General features: G+C 37.6%; 16 protein-coding genes and 1 tRNA gene. 5 read left to right on the top strand and 12 right to left on the bottom strand.

The window, feature by feature from the left end; all coding sequences use genetic code 11:
* Nucleotides 1–151: 151 nt before the first annotated feature.
* Nucleotides 152–1,243, top strand: coding sequence for an ImmA/IrrE family metallo-endopeptidase (locus tag VJ937_RS13260; protein ID WP_324067833.1), 1,092 nt, complete (start codon nt 152–154; stop codon nt 1,241–1,243).
* A gap of 54 nt (nt 1,244–1,297) precedes the next feature.
* On the opposite strand, the gene VJ937_RS13265 is transcribed toward VJ937_RS13260, so the two are convergent.
* Entirely contained in the window at nt 1,298–2,416 is a 1,119-nt protein-coding gene (locus tag VJ937_RS13265; RefSeq protein ID WP_324067834.1) for a hypothetical protein, read from the bottom strand.
* Between the two features lie 889 nt (nt 2,417–3,305).
* On the opposite strand from VJ937_RS13265, the gene VJ937_RS13270 reads away from it, so the two are divergent.
* On the top strand, nt 3,306–4,136 hold the full coding sequence (locus VJ937_RS13270; protein ID WP_324067835.1) for a nucleotidyltransferase domain-containing protein: 831 nt from the start codon (nt 3,306–3,308) through the stop codon (nt 4,134–4,136).
* A 3-nt stretch (nt 4,137–4,139) separates the two neighbouring features.
* On the top strand, nt 4,140–4,988 hold the full coding sequence (locus tag VJ937_RS13275) for a metallophosphoesterase family protein (RefSeq protein ID WP_324067836.1): 849 nt from the start codon (nt 4,140–4,142) through the stop codon (nt 4,986–4,988).
* Between the two features lie 441 nt (nt 4,989–5,429).
* On the opposite strand, the gene VJ937_RS13280 is transcribed toward VJ937_RS13275, so the two are convergent.
* Nucleotides 5,430–5,606 (bottom strand): tyrosine-type recombinase/integrase, encoded by a 177-nt coding sequence (locus VJ937_RS13280; protein WP_324067870.1) that lies wholly within the window; start codon nt 5,604–5,606, stop codon nt 5,430–5,432.
* 399 nt (nt 5,607–6,005) lie between these two features.
* A tRNA-Ile gene (locus VJ937_RS13285) sits at nt 6,006–6,079 on the bottom strand.
* Between the two features lie 356 nt (nt 6,080–6,435).
* On the opposite strand from VJ937_RS13285, the gene VJ937_RS13290 reads away from it, so the two are divergent.
* The gene (locus tag VJ937_RS13290) at nt 6,436–7,065 is read left to right on the top strand and encodes an HAD family phosphatase (protein ID WP_324067837.1); all 630 of its coding nucleotides are present in this window, start codon (nt 6,436–6,438) and stop codon (nt 7,063–7,065) included.
* A 12-nt stretch (nt 7,066–7,077) separates the two neighbouring features.
* On the opposite strand, the gene VJ937_RS13295 is transcribed toward VJ937_RS13290, so the two are convergent.
* Entirely contained in the window at nt 7,078–7,872 is a 795-nt protein-coding gene (locus VJ937_RS13295) for a hypothetical protein (RefSeq protein WP_057953399.1), read from the bottom strand.
* 175 nt (nt 7,873–8,047) lie between these two features.
* Here VJ937_RS13295 and VJ937_RS13300 point away from each other — a divergent pair, with 175 nt between their 5' ends.
* Nucleotides 8,048–9,391 (top strand): phosphomannomutase/phosphoglucomutase, encoded by a 1,344-nt coding sequence (locus VJ937_RS13300; RefSeq protein WP_324067838.1) that lies wholly within the window; start codon nt 8,048–8,050, stop codon nt 9,389–9,391.
* Nucleotides 9,392–9,462: 71 nt separating this feature from the next.
* On the opposite strand, the gene serS is transcribed toward VJ937_RS13300, so the two are convergent.
* From serS to radA, 8 genes are all read right to left on the bottom strand, one after another.
* A complete protein-coding gene (gene serS / locus VJ937_RS13305) occupies nt 9,463–10,737 on the bottom strand; it encodes a serine--tRNA ligase (RefSeq protein WP_324067839.1) in 1,275 nt (424 codons plus the stop codon).
* A gap of 95 nt (nt 10,738–10,832) precedes the next feature.
* Nucleotides 10,833–11,090 (bottom strand): 50S ribosomal protein L27, encoded by a 258-nt coding sequence (rpmA, locus tag VJ937_RS13310; protein ID WP_324067840.1) that lies wholly within the window; start codon nt 11,088–11,090, stop codon nt 10,833–10,835.
* A gap of 12 nt (nt 11,091–11,102) precedes the next feature.
* Nucleotides 11,103–11,414 (bottom strand): 50S ribosomal protein L21, encoded by a 312-nt coding sequence (gene rplU / locus VJ937_RS13315; protein ID WP_324067872.1) that lies wholly within the window; start codon nt 11,412–11,414, stop codon nt 11,103–11,105.
* Between the two features lie 145 nt (nt 11,415–11,559).
* On the bottom strand, nt 11,560–13,110 hold the full coding sequence (locus VJ937_RS13320; protein WP_324067841.1) for a PspC domain-containing protein: 1,551 nt from the start codon (nt 13,108–13,110) through the stop codon (nt 11,560–11,562).
* Between the two features lie 19 nt (nt 13,111–13,129).
* On the bottom strand, nt 13,130–13,465 hold the full coding sequence (locus VJ937_RS13325; RefSeq protein ID WP_324067842.1) for a PadR family transcriptional regulator: 336 nt from the start codon (nt 13,463–13,465) through the stop codon (nt 13,130–13,132).
* 130 nt (nt 13,466–13,595) lie between these two features.
* Nucleotides 13,596–14,381, bottom strand: a complete 786-nt coding sequence (locus VJ937_RS13330) for an ABC transporter permease (RefSeq protein ID WP_324067843.1) — start codon at nt 14,379–14,381, stop codon at nt 13,596–13,598.
* 9 nt (nt 14,382–14,390) lie between these two features.
* Complete coding sequence (locus VJ937_RS13335; RefSeq protein WP_324067845.1) at nt 14,391–15,299, bottom strand: ABC transporter ATP-binding protein; 909 nt, start codon at nt 15,297–15,299, stop codon at nt 14,391–14,393.
* A gap of 288 nt (nt 15,300–15,587) precedes the next feature.
* Nucleotides 15,588–16,925 carry a DNA repair protein RadA gene (gene radA, locus VJ937_RS13340; RefSeq protein WP_324067847.1) on the bottom strand — a complete coding sequence of 446 codons (1,338 nt, stop codon included), beginning with the start codon at nt 16,923–16,925 and terminating at the stop codon, nt 15,588–15,590.
* Nucleotides 16,926–16,929: the final 4 nt, after the last annotated feature.

Consider the following 16,929-nt stretch of genomic DNA (forward strand, 5'->3'; position numbering starts at 1 on the left):
AAACTATAGACTAATATTTGAGCCAAATCATGATCCGGTACCGTTAAAAGATGACAATAGCATTGATACGGTAAAAATTACGGCTATTGAGATGTTAAAAAAGGAGGACTATCATTAGCATCAAAACAGGAAACAATTAAAATCAGTAAACATGGGCAATGATATACGTATCGAAAAAGAATTACTATCACCACCAGGCGATACGATACAGGAAACACTTGAGACAATTAGAATGTCGCAGGCTGAGTTGGCAGAAAGAATGGCTTATCCGAAAGAGAAGTTAAATGACCTGATTAAAGGTCGGGAACCTTTAACCCGGAAAAATGCATTAAAACTTGAACGTGTTCTGAGTATTCCGGTAAGTTTTTGGATGAACCGTGAAAACGATTACAGAGAAGAACTTATGCGGGTTGAGGAACTCGAAAAAGCTGAAAGGAATAAAGAATGGGTAAAAAAGTTCCCTTTGAGCAAAATGAAAAAAATAGAAATATTATCTGACACAAGGGATTATGCGATGTTGTATACGGAAGTGTTACAATTTTTTTCAGTTGGCTCTCCAAAGGCCTGGGAAGAAATATACCTAAATGAAGAAGTTTCAGCAGCATTCAAAATTTCATTGGCACACACACAAAGCCCACATGCTTTATCTGTATGGCTCAGGATGGGAGAGCTAAAAAGCAAGGAGATGAATCTCCCTTCCTATGATGAAACCTTGTTTAAGAAGGTGTTGGAAGAGGTAAAGTTGATCGTAAAAGAACAACCGGATGATTTCGCACAACAATTACAAAACAACTGCGCATCTGCAGGTGTAGCTGTTTTATATACCAAAGGATTACCCAAAGCACCCATTAGCGGAGCCACATGGTGGAAGGGTGGCAATCCAATTATTCAACTATCTGGGCGATATAAAACCAACGATCAATTTTGGTTTGCCTTTTTTCATGAAGCCGCGCATATATTAAAACATGGAAAACGTGCTGTGTTTTTGGAGAATGTGAAAGGTACGCCGAGTGATACAGAGAAAGAAAAAGAAGCCGATCAGTATGCCCAAAAAATGCTTTTTCCACCTAATGCATTACGATTTATCAGCAGAATCAGTCCAATAACAGAAGCCGTTATTTTCGATTTCGCTAAAAAGTATGACACACATCCGGGAATAATTGTGGGGCAATTGCAGCATGAAGGAATTATCAGCTTTAAGCAATTAAACCAACTAAAAATTAAGTTTGATGGATTAACTTGAATGCTTTGAGGGATTTAATCATTGTTTTCACATTAATATAAATCCAATAGAAAGTTATTCTAATTTTTTCGCTGTTTTTTTGATAAGTTGTTCTTCCAGTTCTCCAAATATTGAATTCCAATACACTGTTTTTGATTTACCAACCATTAATATTCTTTTACTGCATTGCATTGAATAGTTAATAATATGATCTTTTGAACACTGACGAACCTTTAACTTCTTTCTGAGGTCAATTTTGTTATTAAAATGAATTGGTTCTGTTACTTTTATTTTGGATTTAAGATCTGAACAAAGCCCTTTATCAGAAATATTTTTAACAGGAAAAGCATAATTAATATGGTCTTCAAATGAGTTAAAAAAAGAGTTTTCAATTTTCGTTGAATTGTACTTAATACCATCTATATGCTCATTATTTAATCTAACCCATTGCATAAGATGTTGTGGTATAATGTATTCAGGCTTAAACTCGAAATGGGTTTTAGTTTTAATATAGCATAAGGCTTTAAGGGGCCAGGAGACGATATGGTTGTTTATTATTTGGGAGGTTTTATTTTGCAGATTTGCCTCTTGTAATTCTATGTAAAAATTTCCCATATGCTTAGATAGAATTGAAATATCTACAATATTTAGAAGAGAATCTTGAATTTCAAATCTTGAAACAGAAAAACCTTTTCTAATACGAGTTAATTCTTCCCAACAAGTATATATTGAATCACCTAAATATAAACATGGAAACCCTGGAATACTAAATCTATAAGATTTGGACATTTCTCTTTGATGGAAGGGTATGTGAAACATACCAGCTGCATTTATTTTTAGAGAGTTCTTATTAGGCCTAATTTTATAAAGGTTGATTATTCCCATATGCTTGGCTCCATCTTCCTTTGGTATCCAGAGAAACTTTTTAATCTCTTCAATCCCTTGCGAGAACAAATCAAATGATTTTGAAATATATCCATTATAGTATTCTTCAATTGACTTTACAAGCTTACCGCACAAGAAATCTATTGAATTCCAATTCTTCTCAATAAATATATTTTCTTCTCTATCAAATTGTTTAATGATGTTCAAATAATCATTTATAACAGTTGTGGCGAATTCAACAAAATTGTCATTTGTCCTAATTTTTGGAAGAGATAGTTCGTCTGAGTTTAAGATTTCTTGGTTTGTCATGCTTTACATTGATTTAATGAAATTTCTGTAACACATTTTAAACTAAGTTAGCTTAATTGTTATAGATATTCAAAATCAATCACCAAAATATAGGAAAGTTATTACTTTTAGGTAAGAGGGATGTGTATTAATGTGCAAGCGTGTACTTTTGTGTTACCCAAAGAAAAAACCCTTACAACTTAATTGCTGTAAGGGTTTGATCTATAATTGTGCGCCCAGCCGGGCTCGAATCCCGTAAACCTTAAAACCTATGGTTTTTATTTAGGTTTAGGCGGATGCACGAAAAAAGATGAAAACGCAGATTTCTGGTTTTACGGCACCAGGGACCACCGGGCATAAAAAAAGGCCGTCAAAATGAATTGACGACCTTGTGGGCCCACCCGGGGCGCGGTGTAGTCTGTTATTAAGGCATAATTTGTCTGCATTTTCTTTTTTTATATGATGATAACTTTATTTCAATTATCAGAAAATGAAAATAATAAAACACAACCAGGTAACTGATGAATCTAAATTAAGATGAATTGAAGTTAATCCTTTTGTTGTTTAATCTAAAAAAAGCTGGTTCATTGTTTTCCGAATACTTTATATTATAATAGATAAGGCCGGCAAAATACTTCATATAATCCAGGAAGCCTACAACGATCTGTCAGAGCAAAATCTCCTGTTTGAAAAAAAAGAACACTAAAATGATTAATTGATAATTGCGAGGGTTCTTTTGTGTAATTAACTATAAACACATAATGCGATAACATAAAAATGCAATCGGATTATCGGTCAATGCATTCGTAGAATCGTTAATCCAGGAATAATGAACTTTCCGGGTTATGTGAAATTCTCAGGAAATCGAATTATATTTATCATTAAAACCAATTATTTATATTTGATATACATGGATTTACAATCAATAAAACCACTACAGGAAAGAGCAAAAGAGTTACAATGCCTATATGAAGTAGAAAACATATTAAAACAAAATAAGACGAACTACACTGAAGCATTTAACGAAATTGTTCGAGTCATCCCACATGGGTGGCAATTTCCTGAATCTTGTCATGCAGTTATTTGTTATGAGGATAAAAAATATTTTTTTAAAGAATCTGAAGAAACAGATACAAATCAATCTGCAGAGTTAATCGTTGATAATAGTCTTAAAGGAAGAATTATCGTTTTCTATAAAAATTTATCAAACAGAAATAATGCGTTTTTACCCGAAGAAAAGAAACTTTTAAATACTATAGCAAATCAAATTAGCCAATTTATTTTTTACGATAAATTAGAGAAAACCATAGATCTATTATCAGAAGAAGTTGAAAGTAAAGGTAAGCGAAACTTACTTGATAATAACAAAGATGAATTTTGGAGGTGGCGCTTTAAAATGGCACAAAAAATAGTCGACACTACTGATTTTGAATATTACGGAATTCGTGCTATTTATCTTATAGGTAGCACAAAAGAAGCTACTGCCGGTCCTGCAAGTGATATTGATCTTTTGGTTCATTTCACGGGGGATGAATTGCAAGAAAAACTATTAAAAGCATGGATAAAAGGATGGAGTTTTGCTTTAAATGAGCATAATTATGAGAAAACAGGATATGAGGATGAAAATGGTCTTATTGATTTGCATATAATTACAGACGATGATATTAAGAATAAAACAAGCTTTGCTGTATTGATTGGAAACATCCATAATCCTGCCCGCTTACTAAAGAAAAATGAATAGTTTATGAAATGTTTTTTTGTTTCGGATTTGCATGGAAAAATAGATAGATATGAAAAATTGATAGAGCGTATCAAGATAGAGCGACCAGCATTATTATTTGTTGGAGGAGATATTTTACCAAATTTTAATTCTTTAATAAAGAATGAGTATGATGATTTTATTCTCGATTATTTAATTCCAAAATTTAAAGAGCTTAAAATAGAACTTAAAAAGTATTATCCTAAAATGTATATAATTTTTGGCAATGATGACCCAAAAGAAGAAGAAGAAAAACTTTTGAAGGGCGAAAAGTTTGGTATTTGGGAATATCTTCATAACAAAAAGACTGTTTTTAATGGATATGCTTTTTACGGTTATGCAAATGTTCCACCAACGCCTTTTTTATTAAAAGACTGGGAAAGATACGATGTGTCACGATATGTCGATCCGGGGTGTGTGGGTCCTACAGAAGGAGCAAGATCAGTAAACGAAACGGAAGACATAAAATTTGCAACTATTGCCAAAGACCTGGCTTTACTGGTAGGTGAAGACAAGCTGGATAAGGCCGTGTTTTTATTTCACTCACCTCCCTATAAATCAAACCTTGATAGAGCTGCATTAGATGATGTGTTCATTGATCATGTGCCAGCGGATGTACATGTGGGCAGTATCGCCATTCAACGATTTATTAAAGAGAAACAACCATTGCTAACCCTGCATGGGCATATTCACGAATCTTCCCGAATAACAGGTAGCTGGAAAGATGAAATAGATAAAACATTGATGTTCTCAGCAGCTATAGAACCACCAGAATTAGCAATTGTTGTATTTGATCTCGAACATCTTGATTTAGCTGCCAGGCTAATAACTTAACTCAGGATAATTACAGTGGCACTAACTGAAACCGATTGGTTAATGAAAGACTTAGATAAAATTGAGTTTGAATAAAAAAGAATAATCCGACAACATAAAATGCCATCGGATTATCGGTCAACGAATCTGTAGAATCGTTAATACAAAAATAAGAAATTTTCATACACAAACTAAGCCCACAAAGGACGGCTTTGCGGAGCGGTGGAATGCCGAAATGCACCCCTCCGCATTGCAAATGTAAATGGCAGAAAAAAAAGAAATTAAAAAAAGGCACACTTAATTGCTTGGCTATCATTTTTTAATGCCTTTCCCGTAATTTCCAAAAAGGAAAAGATAAAAATCAAACAGAGCTGATAATTAAGAATGCCCAAAAACCAAAACACCCACAGAGAAAAGAACCTTAAAATGATTCATCCCTGTGGGTATTTCTTTGAAGATAGTTCATCCGGTAATTTTCTCACAATATTTTTCCAGTTTTTCAAACGCATTGATCTTATTTTCAGGCAATACTATGGCATAAATCATCGTGGTTTTTACATTCTCATGTCCGAGAAGCTTACTCACTGTTTCGATGGGTGTGCCAGAATCGAGTAAAAGAGTTTCATAAGAATGAGGTATTGATTGCTAAGGAATTCAAAAATAATTTATGCTGACAGGCTATTTTAGTAGCATAATTTTTTCCAATTATCTCCCAATTTGTTTGTATAATTGAAAAAGCCTTACAAAACGAATCTTGTAAGGCTATGATTTTCAACAGGGCCCACCCGGGCTTCCCGATTTCATCGGGATAAACTTCTCGCCCGAGTTTTGCAAATAAAAAAAAGGAGACACTTTTCAGTATCTCCTTCCAATTGTGGGCCCACCCGGGCTCGAATCCCGTAAACCTAAAAACCTATGGTTTTTATATAGGTTTACGCGGATGCACGTAAAACGAAGAAATCGCAGATTTCTGGTTTTACGGCACCAGGGACCACCGGGCATAAAAAAAAGGCCGTCAAAATTAATTGACGACCTTTGTGGGCCCACCCGGGCTCGAACCAGGGACCACCTGATTATGAGTCAGGTGCTCTAACCAACTGAGCTATAGGCCCAATAATATTTAAAGAACTTCTTTACCTATCCCGTTGCAAACGTGGGTACTCTAATCCCGAAACAATCAAAATTTTCAATTTTGCTCTGTTTCGAGGATCCACGATTTTACTAAAAAAAGCAGAGCTTTTTGTAAAATCGGGACCAACTGAGCTATAGGCCCAATAATATTTTAAAGATCTTCTTTTGTTTTTCTGAGATCTTTTAGCTTTTAATTTAGCCGCAGACCAGAATTTAGACAGGATTTTGCTCCCGTAAATCGGATTGCAATATTACATAAATATTACGAGATGTGCAATTTTTTTTCATGACCGATTCAATGTTTTTATTAGCTTTACCAGCCAATTAATTTACGCACATGGATATAAGATCTTATAAAAACATAATTTTCGATTTGGGTGGTGTAATAATCGACATTGATCCCGAAAAAGCTGTTGAAGCTTTTGCCAAACATGTTTATAAAGCCCACTCGCCTAATGGGCAGCAGCTTTACAATAAAATTGTGAATGGTACGCTTCTGATGGATTATGAAAAGGGCGAAATAAATGATGCACAGTTCAGAAGTGCATTAAACGAGCGGCTGGATATTACCCTTGCTGATGAGGCCTTTGATCGTGCCTTTAATGCCCTGCTGCTTGATTATACACAGGAGCGCCTGCGTTTGCTAGAATCTCTTAAAAAGACCCATAACATATTTTTATTAAGCAATACCTGTCATATACATTTTGTGCATTATAATCAATTGCTGAAAGATAAGTATGGGTATTCAGACCTGTCTGCTTTGTTTGACAGAATGTTTCTATCATTTGAAATGGGCATGCGCAAGCCCGATATTCGTATTTTTAATCAGGTAATAAAAGAGACAGGTATTAACCCGGCTGAATCGGTTTTTATTGATGATAGTTTGCAGAACGTAGAGGCAGCACGCTCAGCAGGATTGGGAGGGTTACATAAACCTCAGGAGGTTGATCTCACCACGATTTTTTAAGAAATAAAGTTATTATTTGATTTTGATTACCTCGGTTTGTGCGTCGTAGTTGAGGAAATATTCACCTTTTGGGAGGTCTTTAACATCTATGGTTTTACCATAGCCTTTTCTTTTCAGCACCCCGTACATATCATAGATTTCAAACAGGGTTTGGGCTGAAAATGTAATTTTGTCATCCGGGCGTCTGGGCTCGTAGGTTACAGGCTCTTTTTGCGATCGAAAGGGGGTGGGTCTGGAAATGTTGTCTTTACCGGTAAAATCGCGCTGACGCACCCGGTATTTGTTCAATCCGGAATGTGCAATAACCTTAAAACTATATTTATTTTGTCCGGGTTTGCCTTTGCCTTCAACCTTCCCAAGGCGCACCCATTTGTTCCATCTGAACTGTTCTACATAAAATGGCAGCGCACCCTGCTCATTTGTGGTTGTCCATTCCAGTTCCTGGGTATTGCGATCCACGCGCATTGAACGAATGTCAAATGTGCTACGGGGTTTTAGAACTTCGGGATTAAGTACCTTGGGTGTGCAATTCTCTTTATGTTCAATATTTACAACAACCTTGTCGCCGATATTAAACTCAAATACTTCCAAATCAATTTCAAAAGCGCTGCTGTTGATTTCATCGGTGGTAACCTGATCGTTTACGGTTACTTTTGATACACAGAAACCTACACCACTTCCGGTAAAGGGGTTCATAACATAAAGGTTTTTACCCTGATAGACTCCTGTAAGTACAATATTTCCACTATAGCCGAATGGGGCTATGAGCATAAAAATAATTACAAAACGAAATATTTTTTTGCACATATATGCAGTAACATTGCTTTAGAAAACAAAACTAATGTTTTTTTCAATAAATTAAAATATTAGTGAGGTTGAAAGCACATTTTTCTTTTTCTATCATCTTTTTTTCAAATTTAGTATTTTTAGGCTTTTATATTTTGCTATTTTTACCCTTCCACAAATAAAAAATTATTTATTTATGAAAGGATTTAAAGCTTACGACATAAGAGGCGTTTATAACAAAGATTTTGATCGGGTAAATGCATATAAAATTGGTTTTTACCTGCCGCAATTACTGAAAACCGATAAAGTTCTTGTTGGAAGAGATGCCCGGATTTCATCACCTGAAATCCATAACTATTTGATGAAAGGGATTATTGATGCCGGGGCCGATGCATACGATGCTGGTTTAGCAACAACTCCAATGATTTATTTCGGCACTGCACATGCCAATTTCGATGCATCTGTAATGATTACCGCATCACATAATCCGGCCAAATATAACGGAATGAAGATTTCAAGAACCAATGCATTACCGGTGGGTTATGATTCAGGATTGTCGGAGCTGGAACAATTGGTGAAGGAAAAAGTGCATATTACCAGGGAACGTGGTTCGATAAAAAATATTGATTTGAAGACGCCTTACCTTGAGTTTTTGAAATCTTATGTACCCGATTGGGATGGTTTAAATATGGTTATTGATTGCTCAAATGGTATGGCCGGGCTTTTTGCCAGAGATATTTTTGGTGATCAACCTCATTATATTTATGAAGAAATTGATGGTGCCTTCCCAAATCATGAACCGAATCCGTTAATTCAGGAAAATGTGGCCGATCTGAAAAAGGAGGTTAAAGCCAAAAATGCTGATGCGGGTGTAATTTTCGACGGCGATGGCGATCGTGTGATGTTTGTAGATGAAAAGGGTGAATTTATTTCACCTGATTTACTGATTGCATTGCTGGGGCATTACTTTTTAGAAGAAAAGGGTCAAAAAGGACCTGTGTTGCAAGATATCAGAACATCGCAGGCAGTAAAAAATTATATAGAAAATTTAGGTGGTGAAATGCATATGTGGCGTGTAGGCCGCGCTTATGCTGCACTGAAGCTTAGGGAGATTGATGGTGTTTTTGGTGGTGAATTGGCAGGGCACTATTATTTCCGCGATTTCTTCTATTCCGATAGTGGAATGTTAGCCGCAATTCTTATTATGCGTATACTGAAGCAGAAAAAGGCTGAAGGATATACATTCTCGCAAATAATAGATAAAATAAAGGCTTTTGAGAACTCAGGAGAGATTAATTTTAAGATTGAACAGAAAAAAGAAGCAATGGATGAGGTGAAAGACTTTTTTGTTAATCAATCGGAGCCATCAGCTTTTTACGATTTTGACGGCTACCGTGTCGAATATCCTGATTGGTGGTTTAACATACGGCCCTCAAATACGGAACCATACTTGCGCCTGCTTTTAGAGGCCACCAGCAAGGAGCTTTTAGAGGAGAAAACACAAAAAATAAAAGAGCTGCTTAAACCTTTTGAAAAGTAGTTTTAATATTAAAAAAAATATAAAGCCCGGTATTCATAAAATGCCGGGCTTTATTGTATTTATAAGTTTGATTATTTAATCATATCGAAACCGGTGTAGGGTTGTAAAACCTCTGGTATTTTAATTCCTTCGGTAGTTTGGTTATTTTCAAGTAATGCGGCCAAAATGCGTGGCAGGGCAAGGGCGCTTCCATTGAGCGTGTGTGCCGGCTGTGACTTTTTCTCTCCTTCTTCTCGGAAACGCAATTTCATGCGGTTAGCCTGGTATGATTCAAAGTTTGATACCGAACTTACCTCAAGCCATTTTTCCTGGGCTGCTGAATATACTTCAAAATCGTAGGTCAGTGCAGATGTAAAGCTTAAATCTCCGCCGCATAGCCGCATAATTCGATACTGCATACCAAGCTTATTGACCAACCCTTCTACGTAAGCTACCATTTCGTCTAGCATAGCGTAGCTACGTTCGGGATGTTCCACACACACAATTTCTACTTTGTCGAATTGGTGTAAACGGTTTAGTCCGCGTACATCTTTTCCATAGCTACCAGCTTCACGGCGGAAGCATGGTGTGTAAGCTGTATACTTAATGGGAAAGTCTTCAGCTTTAACGATTTCGTCGCGGAAAATATTGGTAACCGGCACCTCAGCTGTTGGGATTAAATACAGGTTGTCTTCGGTTACATGGTACATTTGACCTTCTTTATCGGGCAGCTGGCCGGTTCCAAAGCCTGAGTCTTCGTTTACCATAAATGGTGGTAAAACTTCATTAAATCCGGCTTTTTGTGCTTCGTCAAGAAAAAAATTAATTAAAGCACGCTGCAGGCGCGATCCTTTGCCTTTATATACGGGAAAGCCGGCACCTGTAATTTTATTACCCATTTTAAAATCGATGATATCATATCGTTCTGCAAGGTCCCAGTGGGGTAGTGGTTTACCTTCGAGTTTTATGGTTTGCCCACCTGCTTTAATTTGTTCATTGTCGTCTTCGCTTTTTCCGGCCGGAACAGAAATATGTGGTACATTGGGGACTTCGGTGAGCAATTTATTCAAATGCTCCTGCACTTCATTAAGTTTGGCCTCCATTGTTTTAATATCTTCCTTCAGGTCGGCAGTTTTGCGTTTAGCGACCTCAGCGTCATCGCGTTTTCCCGCTTTAAACAGTTGTCCAATTTCTTTTGAAATGGTATTCATTTGGGCTTTACTGTTATCGAGATTTTTTTGCGTATCTTTTCTGTATTGGTCAATAGAAATAATTTCGTTGATTATTTCTTCACCATCGAAATTTTTAATTTTTAGCGTTTCGATCACGCGTTCTTTGTTTTCATTAATGAACTGCACTGAAAGCATAGATATTAGATTATGGGTTATACAAAACAAAAATCTCCCGCAAATTTACCGTTTATTGGTAATTTACAGGAGATTTTAGTGAAAATCTTTAGAACTTATTCAGCAGGAATAACTGAAACGTATGATCTGTCGTTTCGTTTCTTTCTAAATTCAACTTTACCATCAATCAATGCAAATAATGTGTGGTCTTTTCCCATACCCACATTATTGCCGGGATTGTGTTGTGTTCCGCGCTGGCGTACTAAAATATTACCAGCTTTGGCGTGTTGTCCGCCGTAAATTTTTACCCCTAACCGCTTACTTTCGCTCTCGCGGCCGTTCCGGGTACTACCCATTCCTTTTTTGTGTGCCATGGAGAAAAGTTTTTATTGGTTAATACCTTCAATTTGAACTTTCGTAAAGAGTTGACGGTGTCCGTTCAACTTTTGATAACCTTTACGTCGTTTCTTTTTAAATACTTTTACCTTGTCGCCTTTCATATGCTCAAGGATTTTGCCAGAAACTTTTGTGCCTTCTACTACAGGTGTTCCGACTTTAACCTGGCCGTCTTCGTCAACTAATAGTACTTTGTCGAATTCAACCTTGTCACCTTCGCTACCGTCGAGACGGTGCACAAAGATGTTTTGGTCTTTTTCAACTTTGAACTGTTGACCGGCAATCTCTACAATCGCGTACATCATGCTTCGGGTTTGTAGTTAATAATTGTAATTCAGGGCTGCAAAGATAGAGATAATTCTCAGCTTTCCAAAGTTTTATTCAACCCGAATTGTAACTTTTTTATGTTTTTTGCATTCGTTGCAGTCATAGCCACATTGCTGTTTACTATCGCTTCACTGAATCTGGTTTATATTCAATTAGCCCTTCGGGTTGCATTATCCAGGTTTTTCCCATCATATCGTAATCGGAAATGTGTTTTACATTCTCAATATCGTAAACCACAGGATAAATTTCCCGTTCGAAATATATTTTTTTCCCTTCGGGCAAATATAATGTTATGTCCAAATCATCGACTCTGCCTACATTTTTAAGTTCTGTTTCGTACCATGGATCGATGTATAAGATGCTGTCTTTTACCGTATAATTGTATTTTATTGCCGATGCCACTTCTTGAGCGTCATACCGACTTCGGCCCCGGGCTGTTTTGGTAATTTCTATCTCGATGTTATCATTTCTGCTTTTCCTTACATCGAAATCCGGTCTGTTGTATAAATAACTTGTACCGGTTAGCTTGTTTTCAGAAATGTATACTGAACCAAATGACTCCTGCAGGTCACGATCGAATTCATTGAGATTGATATATATTGTCTCGCTATTTATCTCCTCAAGAACATGGGTTTCTTCCACATCAGATGGATGGGTATATCTCGAACCCAGTGAAATTCCTATTGATATTACCGCAGCGAGAGATATTAACCATATGCCCAGTGCTGAAAGACCAATAACTTTATTGTTGGTTTTGAAATTAAATACGAGTTTAACTCCTAGAAATAAAATTACCAGTATTGGAATTAGTGCTAATAAAATGGATGAAAGTAAGAAAATGACAAGTGTGAGTTCATTTTCGAAAAAAGCTTCAAGTACCGGGAAAAATATACCCTGTACTTCGCCGTGGAAATAAATTGTAGGTGAATGGAATATTGCAAGATTTACTATAGCCACAATGCTTACAACAGCACCAGTTACCATGCCTATACCAATAATTATTACAATGGCTTTGAGTATAAACGAGACGATTTCACCAGCTGCCGATGCACCACGATTTACACCGTCACGCGCTTTTTTGTAAGCCCCGGAATTCTTAACATCTTCATAGTTCTCTCTTATAGTGCGTTTTATGTTGTTGGCCGTAACGGGTTCTCCTTTCATTTCAAGCTTTTGTGCTGTAGTTTCTGCTTTTGGAATAAAAGCCCACAAAACGATGTATACTAAGAAGCCCACACCATAAAAAATTGTAACAATTACGGTTAGTACGCGCATTAGTACAGGATCAATGCCAAAATAATGCGCCATACCTGAACATACTCCACCCAGCACCGTATTGTCCGGATCTCTGAATAGCCTGCGTTGCCGATTTTCTGTTACGGGGTCTTCTGCAAATTCTTCTTCTGTATCGGCGTCGATATCTTCAGGCGCACCCATTATTTTAATAATTTGTGCGATATCTTCTTCATTTACGACCTGCTTTTTGTCGGTGATTTTTTCCTGAAGAATTTCTGCAATACGTAGTTCAATGTCGTTTATAATTTCTTTTCCTTCGGCAGTGTCTCCAAAGCGCTTTTTCAGCTCTGCGAAATAGTTTTTCAGCCGAACAAAGGCATCCTGATCAATGTGAAAAATGATGCCGCTGATGTTTATGGTAGTTGTTTCTTTCATTTTTCAAGGTTTTTTAGGGTTATTGTTTTTCCGGGTTTTTAATTTTTTCTACTGCTCCTATTAGATTATTCCAGGAGTGGTCCAGTTCATGCAAAAAACTGGCACCTTCGTCTGTGAGCGCATAATACTTTCTTGGGGGGCCTTGTGTTGACTCCTCCCAGCGGTATTTGAGTAACCCTGCATTTTTTAACCTGGTAAGCAGTGGGTAGAGTGTTCCTTCAACGACAATTAGCTCGGCCTCCTTGAGTCGGTTTATGATGTCGCTGGCATAGGCATCCTGATTTTCGAGTATGCTGAGTATGCAATACTCCAGAATCCCTTTCCGCATTTGTGCTTTAGCATTTTCTATTTTCATAGATTAAAGGTTTAAGTGCCCCGGGAGATGCGACGTACCATAATTGGTTTGGTGTGGGTTTTATGGTTAGTAAAGTGTCATGGTTTTCCAATTATTCGCATCAACATTGGGGCGGGTCATGGTTTAAGGGTTATTTTATATTTCGGTACGAAAAATATAGTATGCCAATACTCATGAAAAGAATGAAGTAGCCTATCGATATCCATTCATGCATGGTGAAAATTTCACTTGAGGCTCCCTGCATTATATTTGGTGATACCTTAGCAGGCAGTGCCCACGGCCAATAATCAACGTATTTCCATCCCAATTGCATAATGGTTCCTGCAATAGTGGCAGCAAAGCCAAATCCTATGGGTTTAATAAAATTCCGGAATCGGATGCTCAACAAATACTGAATGGCTACTATGCCCAGGCTTGCTAAAAATGATTTGGTTATTTGTCTGATCATCATTACCCACGGAATGGGTTTGGACAGAAACATTGTTTCAGGTATCAATGCACCAAGTAGCAGACCGAAAATAGCTATGGCAAATATGAAAATAATATGTGTAAGGGCAACGTAATATAATATTACCAATATTTTCGATACGTAAAATGATGCCCGGCTGTAGGGAAGTGTAAGCATTTTTTTAAATGCATTGGCTTTATGCTCAATTTGTACAACTAAGGAGGTAACTAAAACAACATACAGCGGCAATAAAAAAGATGCTACACTTTGCCAGTTGTATTTCAGAAAGAGGTACCAGGGCATATTGCTCATCCGGTTCGAAACAATTTCCGGGTGGCTTCTAACCACAAGAAACATGATTGCAGGAATAAGAATGCCTCCAAACACAGACAGCCAAAAAGCCCATGTTTTTTTTGTTTTCATATATTCAGCAGATATTACTCCGCTTAGTGATTTTAAATTTATCATAATTCAGGTCTATTTTTCGGTGACTTGCATGAATAATTCTTCGAGGTTGTTTTTTACTTCATAAGCCTGGGATAACGGAATATTCGCTTTAATGAGGGTTTGTATAATTTCTTGTTGATTTGCTTTTGAATCAGGTTGAAATTCAGCAATTGTTTTTTCTACAACTTTTCCCTTCCATTTATTTTTTAGGGTATCGATAGCCTTTTTGGCATCTCTTGTTTCTATTCTGAATATTTTGGCTGTTTTTGTCATAGTAGCCAATTCATCAATCGTACCTTCAAATATGCCCTTCCCATGATGTATAATACCTACATGCGTGCACATTTTTTCAATTTCGCCAAGCAAATGGCTCGATATAAAAATTGTTTTCCCCTGTTCACGATTTAACTCTACTATCAGCTCTCGAATTTCGTACATTCCCTGTGGATCGAGTCCGTTGGTAGGTTCATCCAGAATAAACAGTTCAGGGTCGGGCAGAAGTGCTCCGGCAATTCCCAAACGTTGCTTCATCCCCATTGAATAATTGCCGGCTTTGCGGTTACGATCCTCGAAAAGGTTGACCCATCTCAGTACCTCATCTATTCTTGATTTTTTGTATCCTCCGGCTTTGCAAAGCAGCTCAAGGTTTTGTTTTCCTGTAAGGTGTTTGTAAATAGTGGGTTCTTCAATCATAAAAGCACTGTTTTTGAGCGCTGCCTTTCTTGATTTTTTTAAATTTTTCCCAAATAATTCAATGGTGCCCTGCGCCTGAAATAACAGGCCGGAAAGCATTCTGATGGTCGTTGATTTACCAGCTCCGTTGGGTCCAAGGAAACCATAAATACTTCCTTCGGGTACCTTAAGGCTTAACTCGTCCACTGCTTTTTTCTTCCCTTTAAAGTTAAAGGTCAGGTCGTGGGTTTCAATTACGGTTTGCATAAACGAAATTTAAGAATTCGGAACAAATATAGATTATTTATACTACTATGCAAAACATAGTAGTGTTTTTTTTAAGGTACCATATAGAAATATTAATAAGTTTGATGGTTTTTTGCTTTACAAAAAGTGTGGTTTAAAACGCCGTATGAGAAGTTAAGTCAGATATTAGGTCTTTGCACAAGTATAAAAAGACTCTATCTTTTAAAACGGGGGAGTACAAATATCACAATAAATGTCTTTTCATTTATATGATGCAAGTTTTGAAAAAATCGTAAAAAAATGGTGGTGTTAATTTAGTTGCTTTACGAGTTGCCTGATATCGGTGAGGTTGGAGCCGGATTTATTGGTGGACCGGGTAAAAACTTTTTTATAGCCAAGTCTGCGGGCTTCAGATATGCGCTGTTCCATTCGGCTTACAGGCCTAATTTCACCCGCAAGGCCAATTTCGCCGGAAAAGCATGTATGTGGAGATATTTCAAGGTCGAGGTAGGATGAAATTATGGCTGCTGCCATAGCTAAATCAATGGCAGTATCAGCAATTTTGAGGCCTCCGGCAATATTCACAAATACGTCGCGTGTGCTGAGTTTCAGGCCGGCTCTTTTTTCCAGAACCGCAAGGAGCATATTAAGGCGTTTTGGGTTATAGCCGTTTGCAGTACGTTGTGGTGTTCCATAAGTGGCAGGGCTTACAAGGGCCTGTACTTCGACCATCAGCGGTCTAATACCCTCGTTTACAACGGCTACGGCCGTGCCTGTGAGTTGTTCGGCGTAATGTTGCACAAGTATTTCTGATGGGTTGCTTACTTCCCTCAGTCCGTTTTGCTGCATTTCGAAGACACCAATTTCAGCGGTACTGCCAAAGCGGTTTTTTGTTGTTCTTAGTAAACGTAGCTGTCCGGTATGTTCACCTTCAAACTGAAGAACGGTGTCTACCATGTGCTCGAGCACTTTAGGGCCTGCTATGTTGCCTGATTTGGTAATGTGCCCGACCAAAAAAAGAGGTACATTAAGGTACTTGGCCATGTTGATTAGTTGGTAGGCTGTTTCGCGTATTTGGCTTATTGTACCGGGTATAGATTCCAGGTTGTGGCTTTGAAGGGTTTGTATGGAGTCTACAATGATAAGGGCTGGTTTTTCTTTTTTTAGCTGTTCGTTAAGGTTTTCAACTATAAGTTCTGTGCTTATGAAGCAGTTGTCTGATATTTCCCCCAGGCGGTCGGCTCTGTCTTTAATTTGTGCGGTGCTCTCTTCGCCGGCCACATATACAATTTTTTTATCTGAGTTTTCCAGGGTAAGTTGCAAGAGCAAGGTAGATTTCCCGATACCGGGTTCTCCGCCGATAAGCACTACCGATCCTGGCATCATGCCGCCTCCGAGTACACGGTCCAGTTCGCCAATTTTTGAAGGAATTCGGGAGTAGCTATCAGGTTGTACCTTTTTAAGTTGATGAAGTTTGGTTTGATTGTCGTCAAAATTAACGGCAGCCTGCCTTTTATCTGCTTTGGAAGTTTGCATAACCGTCTCTTCCATGCTATTCCAGGCAGCGCATTGCGGGCATTTGCCCAGCCATTTGGGTGATGATGCTCCGCAAGCCTGACAAATGTATTGTGTTTTGGTTTTGGCCAAGGTG

The organism is Salinivirga sp., from assembly GCF_035268865.1.
In the GTDB taxonomy this organism is placed as follows: domain Bacteria; phylum Bacteroidota; class Bacteroidia; order Bacteroidales; family Salinivirgaceae; genus Salinivirga.

Bases quoted from the DNA above. Each gene is read 5' to 3' on its own strand.
- VJ937_RS13300 (WP_324067838.1), top strand. From the start codon at position 8,048: ATGAAAGGATTTAAAGCTTACGACATAAGAGGCGTTTATAACAAAGAT.
- VJ937_RS13295 (WP_057953399.1), bottom strand. From the start codon at position 7,872: ATGTGCAAAAAAATATTTCGTTTTGTAATTATTTTTATGCTCATAGCC.
- VJ937_RS13290 (WP_324067837.1), top strand. From the start codon at position 6,436: ATGGATATAAGATCTTATAAAAACATAATTTTCGATTTGGGTGGTGTA.
- VJ937_RS13330 (WP_324067843.1), bottom strand. From the start codon at position 14,381: ATGATAAATTTAAAATCACTAAGCGGAGTAATATCTGCTGAATATATG.
- rpmA (WP_324067840.1), bottom strand. From the start codon at position 11,090: ATGGCACACAAAAAAGGAATGGGTAGTACCCGGAACGGCCGCGAGAGC.
- VJ937_RS13320 (WP_324067841.1), bottom strand. From the start codon at position 13,110: ATGAAAGAAACAACTACCATAAACATCAGCGGCATCATTTTTCACATT.
- VJ937_RS13265 (WP_324067834.1), bottom strand. From the start codon at position 2,416: ATGACAAACCAAGAAATCTTAAACTCAGACGAACTATCTCTTCCAAAA.
- VJ937_RS13260 (WP_324067833.1), top strand. From the start codon at position 152: ATGGGCAATGATATACGTATCGAAAAAGAATTACTATCACCACCAGGC.
- VJ937_RS13335 (WP_324067845.1), bottom strand. From the start codon at position 15,299: ATGCAAACCGTAATTGAAACCCACGACCTGACCTTTAACTTTAAAGGG.
- VJ937_RS13275 (WP_324067836.1), top strand. From the start codon at position 4,140: ATGAAATGTTTTTTTGTTTCGGATTTGCATGGAAAAATAGATAGATAT.
- rplU (WP_324067872.1), bottom strand. From the start codon at position 11,414: ATGTACGCGATTGTAGAGATTGCCGGTCAACAGTTCAAAGTTGAAAAA.
- VJ937_RS13325 (WP_324067842.1), bottom strand. From the start codon at position 13,465: ATGAAAATAGAAAATGCTAAAGCACAAATGCGGAAAGGGATTCTGGAG.
- VJ937_RS13270 (WP_324067835.1), top strand. From the start codon at position 3,306: ATGGATTTACAATCAATAAAACCACTACAGGAAAGAGCAAAAGAGTTA.
- serS (WP_324067839.1), bottom strand. From the start codon at position 10,737: ATGCTTTCAGTGCAGTTCATTAATGAAAACAAAGAACGCGTGATCGAA.